The sequence below is a fragment of the Colwellia sp. C2M11 genome (genome assembly GCF_018860915.1).
Classification (GTDB): Bacteria; Pseudomonadota; Gammaproteobacteria; order Enterobacterales; family Alteromonadaceae; genus Colwellia.
Genome location: NZ_JAHKQD010000003.1, coordinates 58,513 through 73,084 on the forward strand (window position 1 = coordinate 58,513; position 14,572 = coordinate 73,084).

Consider the following 14,572-nt stretch of genomic DNA (forward strand, 5'->3'; position numbering starts at 1 on the left):
TAGTACGTTTTATCTACTTAAATACTCACTTAAAAAACAAAAAAAGCCGCAATGCGACTTTTTTATGAAAAACTACTGTAAATATCCATCCGTTAATGACTGTTCATGCATAATGTTAATATCTTATCAAACGGTCATGACTCCCTAAAAGAATATCCCCCTGATAACTTACACACGCCCTCTAAAATACAACGCTAATCTTATATAAAGTTGACATTAAAAGTCATATTGAATACCCACACCTAAATAATCAGCATCCTGATTTTCAGTTTTCAGCTCAAACCTTGTATAAAAAGCATAAAGTTTCGTATTACTTGCTAGCTTATAATCAATGCCAGCAGTTAGGCCAGAATTCTTCTCACTCCCTTTATAATCAGCCATCTGATATTGACCTTTAAGCGTTGAAGCACCAATAGTATATTTAGCTGAAATCATCACGCCATCCATTTCAGCACCGGTATCAATATCCTCTTGATTTTGAATTACCAACCCTACAATAACATCTGAAATTTTAGTTTGTACCGTCGCTCTGAACGTATCAAAACCTTTAACCTCAGCATCATAAGCGATTGCTGCATATAGCTGAGATTTTTTCAGGTTTTTATCACCATAAAAAGCCCCGATAGATAGTGCGTCTTCACTATCTACTGAATCCTCCAACATATAGGTTACACCTAATTGGAAACCATTAAATTTAGGGGACTTATAAGTAACAGTATCACTCAAACGATTTTCACCCGCCCAAAGTGTTTTAATATCACCATTTAAGTCACTAAATAAATCAGTTTTACCTTGAGATTGTTTCAATATAGAATCGTTTTTACCAAGTAACACTTCACCAAAAGAGCCTTTTAAACCGATAAACTGATTACGTGCAGTAAAAGTATCATCGGCATCACCATCAATATCTATCTGAAACTCAGCTTGATAGACAACTTCTAGGTCGTCATTCAAATCATGACTACCTTTAAAACCTATACGAGAAGCATTACTTTTAAGTTCGCTATAGCGGCCTTCACCATCATCAGAAGATTGTACTGAGACATTTGCTCGACCATAAATATCAACATTAGCGGCATAAGCCGAGCTGATACCAACTGAACACAACATTAAGCCAAGGGTACTTCTTATTAATTTCATCTATATGCCTTTTCAGCCTAAAAAAGATTCCTGTCTTTTTAGGCTATATATCTATCATTTTTATTACATAATATGACATTATAAGGCCACAATCACTTTATATTACAAAAATATGACAAGATAATTCACTAACCTAATTTAGATAACCTCGGTAACTTCAACCAAATTCATAATATTTATGTAAAAAACTTTATCCTTTCAATAAAAGTCGTTAAAGTCATTAATATGACAATCTAACAAATGAAATAAAATTATATGAAAGTTAAGAGCCTATCTCGAAAATTGCTAACCAGAGTGCTCTCCTTTTACTTTATATTAACAGTGGGTGTTACAGGCATTCAAATTATTGCCGAGTATTTTAACACTAAAAATCATATCAATAGTGAGCTGCTTACCTTAGAGAAAACCATTAGTGGTAGCTTGACCCGAGCCGTTTGGGAATTAAACAATCAACAAGTTATTGATATTTCAGAAGGGCTTGTTGCCATTCCTATGATTAAAGGGATTACAGTTACTGATGAATCAAACAATATAATTACCCAATTAGGCGAAGTTATTTCTCCTGAAAAATCCAGTATTCGTAATATGGCATTAGATGATGCCTCTGAAGGCATAAGTTCGGTTACCGAAGGCTTATTTGGTCACTCATTTCCTCTTGTGTTCGAATTTTCTGGCCGAACAACCTCTGTAGGCCGTGTTACCTTATTATCTAGCAACGCTGTAATATTTAGCCGAATTGAAGTTGGCCTCTATTTTCTTATTGGTAATGCTATTGTTAAAACGGCATTTCTAGTATTTCTATTCACCTTGGCCTTTAATAAGCTATTAACCACGCCGCTGAAAGAGTTAACACGACAAATTAGCCAGATAGACTTAGATGATCCTGAAGCCTCTAAACTTCATTCAATGAATTATGAAAAAAATGAATTAAATGTGCTTGAGGATGCCTACAACAATTTAATCAATGAACTAGTAGAATTCAAAGAGAAGTTAGCACAATCCCAATTAGAAACAGATAAAGCTAAAGAACAAATTGACGAAAACAATCTTTTACTTGAACAAGAAGTTGCCAGAAAAACATCTTCATTAAGCAGCACTATGCTAAAAATGGAAGTGCAGCAAAAAGAGTTACGAGAGCAAAAGAAAACCTTACAAGAAGAAAACCTACGTCACAGCAAAACAGAAAAAACACTAACAACCACGAATAAAGATTTAATTCATTCAATTAAAGAATTAAATAAAGCTAAAGAAAGATTATTAGAAGCGGAGAAAATGGCATCACTTGGTGAGCTTTCCGCCGAAATATCTCATGAAGTAATCACGCCTATTGGTATTAGTATTACCTCTTCAAGTTACTTATCTGAGCAAATATCTCATTTACAACAGAGCCTAGATGAAAACAAAATATCAAGAAAAAGTATCGAAAGCTTTATCCAAAATGCTTTAAATAGTACCAAACTATTAAATAACAACCTTCATAGAGCCTCTGAATTAGTCACAAGCTTTAAACATATAGCTACCGATCAAACGAGAGACAAAATTCGTTTAATAAATGTTTCTAATTATATTGATGAAATTATCCAATCTATACACCCTAAATTGAAGAAAACGAGTCATTCCATTAAAGTAGATTGTGATGAGAATATTGACATATGTAGTCATCCTGGCGCTATTGCCCAAATACTAATCAACTTAATAATTAACTCTATCATTCATGGTTTTGAGCAAATCAACCGTGGACAAATAACTATTGATGTGAAGTATTATCATCATAAATTACTAATTGACTATAAAGATAATGGGCATGGCCTTAGCGAAGAAACCAAGGAAAAATTATTTGATGCATTTTATACAACAAAATCGAATAAAGGCGGAACAGGATTAGGAACTCATATTATTAAAAACTTAGTAACAGATACCTTAAATGGCACAATTACCGCGCATAGTGAAATAAATAAAGGCCTGAGTTACCATATAGAAATACCAGATATGCGTACATAACCGACACTTACCTCACTTAGCTGCCAGTGAAAATATAATTTTTAAACTTGCTTAGACATAAGTTTTATTGAATGCTAATGATCCACTGCTTTTTTTCAGGTAATATGGCTTTTTTAAAAATCAGCCTCACTCCGTATACATTAGGTGAGCACCCAAGCTAGGATCCTTTTATGTGGTTTAAGAACCTATATTTTTTCGCCTTTACTCGTCCATTTGAACATTCAGAGGAAGATTTAGAAAAACACCTGAGTGAACACCTTTTCACTCCTTGTGGCTCAACAGAAGTATCACACTTTGGCTGGGTGAATGCCTTAGGAAAACATGGTGATACCAGTGTACATAGTGCGAATGGAAATTTTTTAATATGTGCACGAAAAGAAGAAAAGATATTACCTGCCCCTGTGATCAAAGATATGATAGAAGAAAAAGTCGCTTTGCTTGAGCAGGAGCAAGGTCGCGGGGCAACAAAAAAAGAAAAAGAACAATTTAAAGAAGATATTGTTTTCGAATTATTACCTCGCGCTTTTTCTCGTATTTCAGATACTCACGCCTACATTAGTCCTAAAGATAACATTATCGTTATTAATGCAAGTGCTCGCGGTAAAGCAGAAGATTTACTTGCCTTACTCCGTAAAGTATTAGGCACACTACCTGTCACTACATTAGAGCCGGACGTCCAAGCTGACGAAACAATGACAGATTGGTTGGTAAAAAAAGATTTAGGCCCTAAGTTTCAATTAGGTATGGAAGCTGAATTTAATGCACTAGGTGACGATGGTGCTGTCATCAGAGTAAAAAATCAAGATTTAGACAGCGACGAAATAAAGTCTCACTTAGATGCTGATAAATATATGGTAAAAGTGGCTCTTGAATGGGATGAATCATTATCATTTATACTTTGTGATGATTTATCTATTAAACGTATAAAGTTTTTTGACGTGATTCAAGAACAAAATGACGATATCGACAGCGATGATATTGTTGCTAAGCTTGACGCAGACTTTTCACTAATGGCAGGAGAATTAAATCGATTCATTCACGATTTACTTGCAGAATTTTCATTGAAAACAACAGACTTATTAGAGAACGACTAACTTGTGTTAGTTAACAAGATTATTATTTATTTGGAGTAGAAATGACAATTATCAAAATGGCAGATGTGGAACTTACAGATAAACGCGTTTTAATACGTGAAGATTTGAACGTGCCGGTTCAAGATGGAGTAATTACCTCTGATGCTCGTTTACAAGCCGCATTACCAACAATAATTCAGGCCTTAGAGGCAGGCGCTAAAGTGATGGTTATGTCACACCTTGGCCGACCTACTGAAGGAGAGTTTGAAGATAAATACTCACTTAAACCTGTTGCTGACTATTTAGCTGGTGCTATTAACTACCCTGTGCGCTTGGTAAAAGATTATTTATCAGGCGTTGATGTAGCATCAGGAGAACTTGTTATTTTTGAAAATGTTCGTTTTAATAAAGGCGAAAAAGAAAATGATGACGTTCTCGCTAAACAATTAGCAAACCTTTGTGATGTATTTGTAATGGATGCTTTTGGTACAGCACATCGTGCGCAAGCAAGTACTCATGGTGTTGCTAAATATGCTCCTATTGCTTGTGGAGGTCCATTATTAGTTAATGAATTAGCTGCCTTAGCTAAAGCTATTGACAACCCTGCTCGCCCATTGGTTGCGATTGTAGGTGGTTCAAAAGTATCAACTAAATTAACTGTCTTAGATGCGTTATCAAAAATCGCCGACACAATAGTTGTTGGTGGCGGTATTTCAAATACATTTGTTGCTGCTGCGGGCAAAGAAGTAGGTAAATCACTATATGAACCTGACTTAATTCCTGAGGCTCAACGCCTTTGTAAGCAAACAGAAATTGTATTTGCTGATGATGTAACCGTTACTCGTGATGGTTTTAGCGATTGGAAACATGATTCAGTAACAGAAATAAAATCATCATCAGACGTTGATGCACAAGATGATATTATCGATTACGGCCCAGCAACTTCAGCTAAAGTTGCTGAAATAATAAAAACAGCCGGTACTATTTTATGGAATGGTCCTGTTGGCGTATTTGAAATTGATGCATTTGCTAAAGGTACAGAAGTTATTTCTAACGCGATAGCTGATAGCTTTGCTTTTTCAATTGCAGGTGGCGGTGACACATTAGCCGCTGTAGATAAATATAATATTAAAGATAGAGTTTCTTATATTTCTACTGGTGGTGGTGCCTTTTTAGAGTTTTTAGAAGGCAAAAAATTACCAGCTGTAGAAATTCTAGAACAAAGAGCTAAAGAGCAATAGACATTTTCAAGTAGCGAACTTCCACACAGTTTATTTACAGTGAAGTTTGCTACTTGTATTCATTCTTTAACAATTAAGCCTAATTTTTAAAGAATGAATACAATCAACTATACTCAACAGTCTATACAAAAAATGAGTAAGTTAACGCACCCCAACTAACAGAGCTTAAAGCAAAATGAAGCTCAAACCTGAAGGAGAATTATATGGCTTTAAATGCTTCAAGTATGGCATCAATGCTTACAAAGGTTATCACAGAACATGGATTTATCGCCGCGCTTGATCAAAGTGGCGGTAGTACACCAAAAGCTTTAGCTTTATACGGCATAGAGGAAAATGAATTCTCTAATGATGAACAAATGTATGACTTAGTGCATAAAATGCGCACTCGTATCGTCACTAACCCTGCTTTTACCGGCACACGTATTTTGGGCGCTATATTATTCGAAAATACGTTAGATAGAGAGTTTTCAGGTAAGCCTTCAGCGCAATACTTGTGGGAAGAAAAACAAGTTGTTCCTTTTCTAAAAGTAGATAAAGGACTTTGTGAAGAGAAAAATGATGTGCAGTTAATGAAAGCCATGCCAGAGCTAGATTCATTACTGGATAAAGCGGTTTCTCAAGGGGTGTTTGGAACAAAAATGCGCTCTGTTATTAAATTAGCTAACCAACAAGGCATTAATGATGTTGTTGCCCAACAGTTTGAGATTGCAAAACAAATATTAGCAAAAGGCCTAACTCCAATAATAGAGCCTGAAATTGATATTAACAGCCCTGAAAAATCATCAGCCGAAGCGTTACTTAAATCAGCATTACTTAACCAACTAGATAAGTTACCTGACGATAAAAAAGTCATGCTCAAATTAACATTACCTAACACCGACAATTTTTATGATAGCTGTATTAACCATAAAAACACCATTAAAGTAGTTGCATTATCAGGTGGTTATGATCGAGAACAAGCCAATAAGAAAGTTGCCGCTAATCCTAAAATGATCGCAAGCTTTTCTCGTGCGTTAACGCAAGGCCTTAGTGCTAAGCAATCAGAAGAAGAATTTACAGCAATATTAAATACCGCCATAGAAAGTATTTATAACGCTTCAAAAACCTAATATAACTCTTCATAAGTCCAAGTAAGTTAACCCTATCTAACGGTATGGTTAACTTTCATACTTATTAATAACAATCAGCTAATATCACTTATTTTTCAACTACTTTTCTAGTAAATTTCTAGCATCAACCCCGTATTTTCAGTCAAACCATCAAAACAACAACTTTTACTGCCTGAACAGTATAAATACTGTTATAATTTATTGATAAACACTGTTTGTTATAAAAATAATGATTCATAAACAGAAAAAAAACACCTTCACATTCAAAAATTTAATTGGCTAATATTAGGAGTAATCAATGGCTTTAATTTCAATGCGTCAAATGCTAGATCATGCAGCTGAATTCAACTATGGCATTCCTGCGTTTAATGTAAATAATTTAGAGCAAGTGCGCGCAATCATGATTGCAGCAGACAAAACGGATAGCCCTGTAATTCTTCAAGGATCAGCAGGCGCACGCAAATATGCTGGAGCCCCCTTTTTACGACACTTAATTTTAGCTGCTATTGAAGAGTTTCCTCATATTCCAGTAGTAATGCATCAAGATCATGGAACATCGCCGAGTGTTTGCCAACGTTCTATTCAATTAGGTTTTTCATCCGTAATGATGGATGGCTCTTTAATGGATGACGGTAAAACACCAAGCAGTTATGAATATAATATTGATGTAACACGTAGAACTGTTGAAATGGCACATGCTTGTGGTGTCTCTGTTGAAGGTGAACTAGGTTGTTTAGGTTCATTAGAAACCGGTGAAGCTGGTGAAGAAGATGGCATTGGTGCAGTAGGTAAGTTAACCCTTGAACAAATGTTAACAGATCCTGAAGAAGCGGCTGATTTTGTGCAAAAAACGCAAGTCGATGCTTTAGCTATCGCCTGCGGTACATCACATGGTGCATACAAATTTACTCGCCCACCCACAGGTGACATTCTAGCAATTGATCGCATCAAAGCTATTCATACCCGTATTCCTAATACACATTTAGTAATGCATGGCTCATCTTCTGTACCACAAGAATGGTTAGCTATAATTAATGAATATGGCGGTAATATTCCGGAAACTTATGGCGTACCTGTTGAACAAATTCAAGAAGGTATTAAAAACGGCGTACGTAAAGTTAATATAGATACTGATTTACGATTAGCCTCAACGGGCGCAACTCGACGCTTTTTAGCACATAACCCAAGTGAATTTGATCCACGTAAATTTTTAGCCGAAACAACCAAAGCAATGTCTGATATCTGTGTTGCTCGTTATGAAGCATTTAATACAGCCGGTAATGCAAGTAAAATAAAACCTATCAGCCTTGATAGCATGTTTGATTTATACCAAGCTGGTAAGTTAAACGCAATAATCAAGTAAGACAAATTAGCCTAGAATTTATAATAATGAGGTTCTAGGCTAATAAATCATTTATTTAAAGGGTTTTGGCCCTTTTTTACCTACAAAATTAATTTATTCAAATAGTTAATCATAAACATCATGCTTATTATAAAAATCACTTACCTGATGACAAGAGCGTTAATTGACTAACCTATTAACAATAAACTCAATCAAATTGCTATTAAACATCAAATCCTACTTTAAAATAATCAAAACTGCTTTATAATGAACTCTTTTAAAGTTTTGATTTAGCTCTAGCCGCAGTTATACCCGTCTACATGTTTGCTTATAAATCTACTTTTAATTGGTTCTAAGATGCTTCATACGACTTAGATATAATATTTCAAACTAAAAAAGATCTTAACATGCCTCGTTTACTCATTGTGATATCATTTTTGTATTTATCTGTTAGTACTTATGCACAAGGAAGTAATTTTCAAAAAACAAATCCTGACACATCAAGTGCAACAGCAGCTGACATTTTATTTAGTCTAGAAACTCCTGATACCACTACCAACATTAGAACGCCGCCAATTTTTACTGGCTCAATTGAACTTGGCTTCCTCTACAAAACGGGAAATACTAATAGTGGTGATGTAAAAACAGGCTTAGATTTTCGTTTTGAAAAAAGCGCCTGGTTAAGTTTATTAAATATCGACTTATTATTAAAGAAGGCAGATGTTGTCTATGATGATGGTGATACACACTTTGAAACGACCGATCACAAATGGACTGTATCTTCACAAACAAACTATAACTTAGATAATAAAGAACAAAATTATGTCTATGGCAACATTTGGTATGAAGAGAATGAATTCAGTAGCTTTGATTATCAAAGCTCGATATCAACTGGCTGGGGACGTCACTGGTATAGAAGTAACGAGGCTTCTCTTTGGGGAGATATAGGCCCTGGCTATAAACGCGATTTATACAAAGAAACTGATACCGATGAGCAATTAACGGCAGATACTTTTATCGTTCAACTTCAAGCGTTATATATAAGAAAAATTGGCGATCATATTGAATTTAAAGAATATTTAAGTGCTAAACAAGCACTTGATACCGATGAAAACAGTATTTATAAGTCAGAGACAATAATCACAACAAAACTAATTTCTACGCTGCAATTAAAATTCACAGTTACCTTAGGCTACAACACCAAGGTAGATGAAGAGCAAAAGAATTTTGATACTCAAACAGCTGCCACACTCGTCTATAGTTTTTAATATTATAAAAAATCAAACAAATTAACACATAATTAAAAGCGGTTTTTATATCCGCAAGAATGACTCAACTTTGAAAAGGAAACAGCAATGAATCATAAATTAGCACTTTCAACCCTATGTATATTACCACTACTGTCATACACAGCAGCGGCAGAAGATGCAGCTGAAGCAAAATCACCTTATACAGCATCAGCTGAATTAGGTTTTTTATATAAAACAGGTAATACTAAAAGCGCTGATGTTAAAGCCGCTTTTAACCTTGGTTACGAGCAAGATAAATGGCGCTCTACACTTGCCTTCAATATTCTAGCTAAAAAAATTGAAACAGAAGATGATGAAGGTAATGAAGAATTTGAAACTACTGATAATAAATGGGATGTTTTAGGTCAAACTAATTACACCATTGGTGAAGAAGGTAAAAACTACCTTTACGGAAACCTTGCATATCAACAAGATAAATTTAGTGGTTATGAGTCACAAGGCTCTTTTTCTGCTGGTTGGGGTCGTCATTGGTTTGAAAACAAAACCTCATCATTTTTTGCTGATATTGGTCCAGGTATAAAATATGATGTAACTCGTGCAACAGATACACAAGCCTCAGAGAGCAACACTAACTTTATTATTCAAGCACAAGCGCTTTACACACATAAATTCAATGAACATGTTCAATTTAAGCAATATTTTGTTGCTAGACAAGCAACAGAATCGGGTGAAAATAGTGTTTATAAATCTGAAAGCTCTATTACTGCTCAGCTAATTGATGCACTACAATTGAAATTTGCTATTCGCGTTGATTATGACAGTGAAGTTCAACCTGAGTTTGAAAAAACGAACACTGAAACATCAATGACGTTAATTTACAACTTCTAACCACTATATGGTTTTAGTAAGTTAACACTTCATTACTACAGTTACTATTGTTTACAGAATCAAACAATAGTAACTGTATAATATTAACTCGTTAAAATTCTCATATCCCCTCTCCCGCTCTATCCTTTTCATAAATACGTATGAATAAGTTAATCAGTTTAACTATAAACAACTAATAGATTTTTTTAGTAATTATAACAACTAGTTATTGAAATAAACGCTTTGTATTTGGCCATTTTTTCTACGTGTAAAATTGTTCACTTAATTAATGAAACTGGTATTATCAACAATCACCAGACAATATCCTAGTATTACGCCTGCTATCATGGCAGTACCTAAATTACAGGCACAAAAAAACGACCCGAAGATCGCTTTTTTAGAATTAATATATTAGTGATTAGTTAAATTGGTTAGATGTATTTTTCGCACCACCGGCTTTAAGTGCATTCTCACCAGCAAAGTATTCTTTATGGTCATCACCCATATCAGAACCAGACATGTTTTGATGTTTAACACAGGCAATACCTTGGCGAATCTCTTCACGTTGAACGTTTTTAACATAACCTAGCATACCTTGCTCACCGAAGTACTCTTTGGCTAAGTTATCTACAGATAATGCCGTTGTATGGTAAGTAGGTAGCGTGATTAAGTGATGGAAAACATTCGCTTCACGTGCTGTATCAGCTTGGAAAGTACGAGTACGTTCATCAGCGATAGCTGATAGTTCAGTATTATCATATTCCGCACTCATTAAGTTAGCACGATCATAAGCAGAAACGTCTTTACCTTCTTCAACCATTGTATCGTAAGTCTGTTGACGGAAGTTAAGCGTCCAGTTAAAAGATGGTGAGTTATTATATACAAGTTTCGCATCTGGATGAACTTTACGAACGTCATCCATCATTCCCGCAATTTCGTGTACAGTAGGTACTGCCGTTTCAATCCAAAGTAAATCAGCACCTGCATTAAGTGCACCAATACAATCGAATACACAACGTTCATGGCCTGTACCAGGACGGAATTGATATAAACCAGAAGGTAAACGCTTAGGTCGAACTAATTTACCATCACGGTTAAAGCAAACATCACCTTCAGCCATATCAGCTACATCGATTTCTTCAACATCTAAGAAAGAGTTATAAATATCACCTGAATCACCTGGCTCTTTAACAACAGCAATTTCTTTAGTAAGACCCGCACCTTCTGAGTCAGTACGAGCAACGATTATACCGTTATCGATACCTAACTCTAAGAAAGCATGACGTAAGGCACGAATTTTCGCATGGAAGTCAGCATGAGGTACAGTAACTTTACCATCTTGGTGACCACATTGCTTTTCATCCGCTACTTGGTTCTCAATTTGAAGTGCACAAGCGCCAGCTTCAATCATTTGCTTAGCCATTAAATAAGTCGCTTCCGCATTACCAAAACCAGCATCAATATCAGCAACAATTGGTACAACATGTGTTACATGGTTATCAATTTTGTCTTGAATAGCTGCTTTTTCACTTTCTGATGTTGCTGCATCTAACTCACGGAAAAGACCACCTAATTCACGAGCATCAGCTTGACGTAAGAATGTATAAAGCTCTTCAACTAAAGAAGCTACTGACGTTTTTTCATGCATAGATTGATCTGGAAGCGGACCAAATTCACTACGAAGTGCAGCAACCATCCAACCAGAAAGGTATAAATAACGACGATCTGTTTTGCCATCAAAATGTTTCTTGATAGAAATCATTTTTTGTTGACCAACAAAACCATGCCAGCAACCTAATGATTGTGTGTATTTAGTCTTGTCTGCATCAAATGCAGCCATATCAGCACGCATGATATCTGCAGTATACTGAGCAATCTCTAAACCAGTTTTAAATCTGTTTTGTGTTCTCATACGAGCTACTGATTCAGGATTAATAGGATCCCAAGATGAACCTGCTTTTTCTTTTATTGCTTTAACTGCTTCAATTGCACTTTGATAATTAGACATAATATTCTCCAATGGTCTTATTTACATGAATCTAAGTTATATAACTAAAATTAGGTTAGTGTAACTTGCTATGAAAGCAACCACACCGGACAACAAAAATAATAACCAACCATCCACTATTTATGAAATATATAATTACTATTACCACCATTCACACAAAAAATACAACATTCAAATTCTACATCAATAAAATTAAACCAATAAAATACAATGAATTAAAGCTTATTGAATATTAATTTTTATGACTTTTATATGAAATAATCACGATTTATTATTGAACAAGACTAAAAATTAGCTTATATTCATTTAAATTATGAATCACGAGAGAGCTATCAAACTGATGAATATTTCTAAAATTGATTTAAACTTACTAATTTATTTAGACGTACTACTTAGAGAAAAGAATGTAACTCGCGCTGCCGGTCAGCTTAATATTACTCAACCTGCAATGAGTAACGGCTTAAAAAGGTTAAGAACGCTATTCAATGATCCTATACTAGTACGTACTTCTGATGGAATGTCTCCAACTGAAAGAGCAAGAGCGCTAGCGCCAGCGATTAGAAAGATATTACTTGAATTAGAAAAAACGTTACAAGGCGAAGAAGAGTTTAATGAACAGCATAGTACCCGTGTATTTCGTATCATGGCCAGTGACTATGCAGCCTCTACTCTATTACCTAAATTGCTAAAGCTTCTTAATAAAGTAGCACCTAATGTCACTATTGATATTATGACACCTAGTGATGTTACCTTTCACGATGTTGAAGCAGGTAAAATTGATATGGCAATAAACCGTTTCGATGAACTACCTCAGTCTTTTCATCAAAAGTCGATATGGCGTGATTCCTTCTCTTGCTTAGTCAGTGCCGAAAACCCAATAGTTAGTAAATTCAACTTAAACTCTTACTTAGCGGCCAAACATGTTTGGGTATCAAAAACAGGTTTTGGTGTTGGGGTTGGAATGAATCCAAACGACGTACAAAAATTGGGTTGGGTTGATGAATCACTAGCAAGATTGGGTAAAAAGCGTGATATAAAGGTATTCACTCGAAACTATCATGTTGCAATGCAACTTGCTTTTGAAGATAACCTGATTGCTACCTTACCAACAAAAGCGGCTATGTTACATAAAAGCGATGCTAATTATATTATTGTTAAACCGCCGTTTGAAATACCAGATATGGAATTAAAAATGATATGGAGCCCTTTACTTCATCATGATGCAAGCCATGTGTGGTTCAGACATTTAGTCATAGAAGCCGCAAGATTAGTACAAATGTAACACTAATCTATTAATTAACTTAGAGCTTGCTTATTTAGCCAGCTCTAAGTTAATAATGAACTTAATAATGTTGGAATATACTCCCCAGCAGTTTTCTAATTAACTGAGTTAGAATGAAAAATATTATTTATACCATTATAGCTATTAGTATTTGCTTAATATCTGGCAGAATGCTTTACAGTGTTATTGGCGGTTTACCAGCAAGTTTATATGGTATGGTACTCTATTGCATACTATTACAGTTAGGTTGGTTTAACCCAGATAAAGTTCAGCAAGCCAATCAGTGGGGAATAAAGCATATGGGTATATGTTTTATTCCTGCAGCTGTTGGGATAATTAATCATTTTGAATTATTTCAAAAACATGGCTACTCGATAGTCGCAATAATTCTTGTGACTACCTTTATATTAATAAGCTTCGTTGGTATTTTAGTTGAAAAATATTTAACAACAAAATCAAAACCAGCTGCAGATGTAAAGGATTATTAATATGTCATTTGACAACATAAATCTAATCGATGCATTAATACTTACCTTGATGACGTTAGCACTTTATCAAAGTATTTCTTGGGCTCAACAAAAATGGCAATTAATTTGGTTAAATCCAATGCTATTCTCTACTATTGTCATCATACCTTACTTATTAGTTAATAATATTGATTACCCTAGCTATCGTGATTCCACACAAGTACTAAACGCTTTATTAGAGCCTGCCACTGTTGCCTTAGGCTTCCCTTTATATCAGCAACTTCAGCATATAAAACGCTATTGGAAAGAGCTCATTGCAATACTTGCATTAGGTATATGTATTGTGATGATTATTAGCTTTTCCTTAACTATGTTATTAATTCATCAAACTGAAATTGCTATTGCGCTATCATTAAAATCAGTAACTACTCCCATAGGGATAACCTTAACAGAGCGCTTGCAAGGTGATAGCTCTATCACCGCTTTTGCTATTATGATCGCAGGTTTTTCAGGTGCTATTTTAGGTCCTATTTGGCTAAAATTTATTAACATACGAAGCGATATTGCTATAGGGCTGGCTATTGGTACTGGTAGTCATGTTATTGGCAGTATTATTCTCTCAAAAAACAACCTTAATCAAGGTGCATATAGCTCAGTAGCATTAATCATATCTGCATTATTAACCGCCTTAATAATACCGATAATAGTTCCTTTATTGTTACCACTTTTTTAAATGTAAAAATCACTATAAATAGATTTGAAAAATAAATAAAAATACATTCACAAAATGAA

Annotated in this window: 12 protein-coding genes; 10 read left to right on the plus strand and 2 right to left on the minus strand. The window is 34.9% G+C overall.

Going from position 1 to position 14,572, the window contains the following annotated elements; translation table 11 throughout:
• Window positions 1-216 precede the first annotated feature (216 nt).
• The gene (locus KO509_RS00250; RefSeq protein ID WP_215971280.1) at window positions 217-1,140 is read right to left on the minus strand and encodes a porin; all 924 of its coding nucleotides are present in this window, start codon (window positions 1,138-1,140) and stop codon (window positions 217-219) included.
• A 255-nt stretch (window positions 1,141-1,395) separates the two neighbouring features.
• On the opposite strand from KO509_RS00250, the gene KO509_RS00255 reads away from it, so the two are divergent.
• The 7 genes from KO509_RS00255 to KO509_RS00285 all read left to right on the plus strand — a co-directional run bounded on the left by KO509_RS00255 (window position 1,396) and on the right by KO509_RS00285 (window position 10,044).
• Window positions 1,396-3,141: a HAMP domain-containing sensor histidine kinase gene (locus KO509_RS00255; RefSeq protein ID WP_215971281.1), complete on the plus strand. Its 1,746-nt coding sequence runs from the start codon at window positions 1,396-1,398 to the stop codon at window positions 3,139-3,141.
• A gap of 170 nt (window positions 3,142-3,311) precedes the next feature.
• Complete coding sequence (gene rdgC / locus KO509_RS00260; protein ID WP_215971282.1) at window positions 3,312-4,235, plus strand: recombination-associated protein RdgC; 924 nt, start codon at window positions 3,312-3,314, stop codon at window positions 4,233-4,235.
• Window positions 4,236-4,276: 41 nt separating this feature from the next.
• The gene (locus KO509_RS00265; RefSeq protein WP_215971283.1) at window positions 4,277-5,455 is read left to right on the plus strand and encodes a phosphoglycerate kinase; all 1,179 of its coding nucleotides are present in this window, start codon (window positions 4,277-4,279) and stop codon (window positions 5,453-5,455) included.
• A 203-nt stretch (window positions 5,456-5,658) separates the two neighbouring features.
• Window positions 5,659-6,564, plus strand: a complete 906-nt coding sequence (locus KO509_RS00270; RefSeq protein ID WP_252727308.1) for a fructose bisphosphate aldolase — start codon at window positions 5,659-5,661, stop codon at window positions 6,562-6,564.
• Window positions 6,565-6,862: 298 nt separating this feature from the next.
• Window positions 6,863-7,927 (plus strand): class II fructose-bisphosphate aldolase, encoded by a 1,065-nt coding sequence (gene fba / locus KO509_RS00275; RefSeq protein WP_215971284.1) that lies wholly within the window; start codon window positions 6,863-6,865, stop codon window positions 7,925-7,927.
• 386 nt (window positions 7,928-8,313) lie between these two features.
• A complete protein-coding gene (locus KO509_RS00280) occupies window positions 8,314-9,174 on the plus strand; it encodes a DUF481 domain-containing protein (protein ID WP_215971285.1) in 861 nt (286 codons plus the stop codon).
• Window positions 9,175-9,261: 87 nt separating this feature from the next.
• Window positions 9,262-10,044, plus strand: a complete 783-nt coding sequence (locus KO509_RS00285; RefSeq protein WP_215971286.1) for a DUF481 domain-containing protein — start codon at window positions 9,262-9,264, stop codon at window positions 10,042-10,044.
• Between the two features lie 397 nt (window positions 10,045-10,441).
• On the opposite strand, the gene KO509_RS00290 is transcribed toward KO509_RS00285, so the two are convergent.
• Window positions 10,442-12,031 (minus strand): isocitrate lyase, encoded by a 1,590-nt coding sequence (locus KO509_RS00290; RefSeq protein ID WP_215971287.1) that lies wholly within the window; start codon window positions 12,029-12,031, stop codon window positions 10,442-10,444.
• A gap of 340 nt (window positions 12,032-12,371) precedes the next feature.
• Here KO509_RS00290 and KO509_RS00295 point away from each other — a divergent pair, with 340 nt between their 5' ends.
• The 3 genes from KO509_RS00295 to KO509_RS00305 all read left to right on the plus strand — a co-directional run bounded on the left by KO509_RS00295 (window position 12,372) and on the right by KO509_RS00305 (window position 14,513).
• Window positions 12,372-13,313, plus strand: a complete 942-nt coding sequence (locus tag KO509_RS00295; protein ID WP_215971288.1) for a LysR family transcriptional regulator — start codon at window positions 12,372-12,374, stop codon at window positions 13,311-13,313.
• A 113-nt stretch (window positions 13,314-13,426) separates the two neighbouring features.
• Window positions 13,427-13,801 carry a CidA/LrgA family protein gene (locus tag KO509_RS00300; protein ID WP_215971289.1) on the plus strand — a complete coding sequence of 125 codons (375 nt, stop codon included), beginning with the start codon at window positions 13,427-13,429 and terminating at the stop codon, window positions 13,799-13,801.
• Between the two features lies 1 nt (window position 13,802).
• Complete coding sequence (locus tag KO509_RS00305) at window positions 13,803-14,513, plus strand: LrgB family protein (protein ID WP_215971290.1); 711 nt, start codon at window positions 13,803-13,805, stop codon at window positions 14,511-14,513.
• Window positions 14,514-14,572 lie beyond the last annotated feature (59 nt).

Bases quoted from the DNA above. Each gene is read 5' to 3' on its own strand.
- KO509_RS00290 (WP_215971287.1), bottom strand. From the start codon at position 12,031: ATGTCTAATTATCAAAGTGCAATTGAAGCAGTTAAAGCAATAAAAGAA.
- KO509_RS00250 (WP_215971280.1), bottom strand. From the start codon at position 1,140: ATGAAATTAATAAGAAGTACCCTTGGCTTAATGTTGTGTTCAGTTGGT.
- KO509_RS00295 (WP_215971288.1), top strand. From the start codon at position 12,372: ATGAATATTTCTAAAATTGATTTAAACTTACTAATTTATTTAGACGTA.
- KO509_RS00280 (WP_215971285.1), top strand. From the start codon at position 8,314: ATGCCTCGTTTACTCATTGTGATATCATTTTTGTATTTATCTGTTAGT.
- KO509_RS00285 (WP_215971286.1), top strand. From the start codon at position 9,262: ATGAATCATAAATTAGCACTTTCAACCCTATGTATATTACCACTACTG.
- KO509_RS00270 (WP_252727308.1), top strand. From the start codon at position 5,659: ATGGCTTTAAATGCTTCAAGTATGGCATCAATGCTTACAAAGGTTATC.
- KO509_RS00305 (WP_215971290.1), top strand. From the start codon at position 13,803: ATGTCATTTGACAACATAAATCTAATCGATGCATTAATACTTACCTTG.
- rdgC (WP_215971282.1), top strand. From the start codon at position 3,312: ATGTGGTTTAAGAACCTATATTTTTTCGCCTTTACTCGTCCATTTGAA.
- KO509_RS00265 (WP_215971283.1), top strand. From the start codon at position 4,277: ATGACAATTATCAAAATGGCAGATGTGGAACTTACAGATAAACGCGTT.
- KO509_RS00255 (WP_215971281.1), top strand. From the start codon at position 1,396: ATGAAAGTTAAGAGCCTATCTCGAAAATTGCTAACCAGAGTGCTCTCC.
- fba (WP_215971284.1), top strand. From the start codon at position 6,863: ATGGCTTTAATTTCAATGCGTCAAATGCTAGATCATGCAGCTGAATTC.
- KO509_RS00300 (WP_215971289.1), top strand. From the start codon at position 13,427: ATGAAAAATATTATTTATACCATTATAGCTATTAGTATTTGCTTAATA.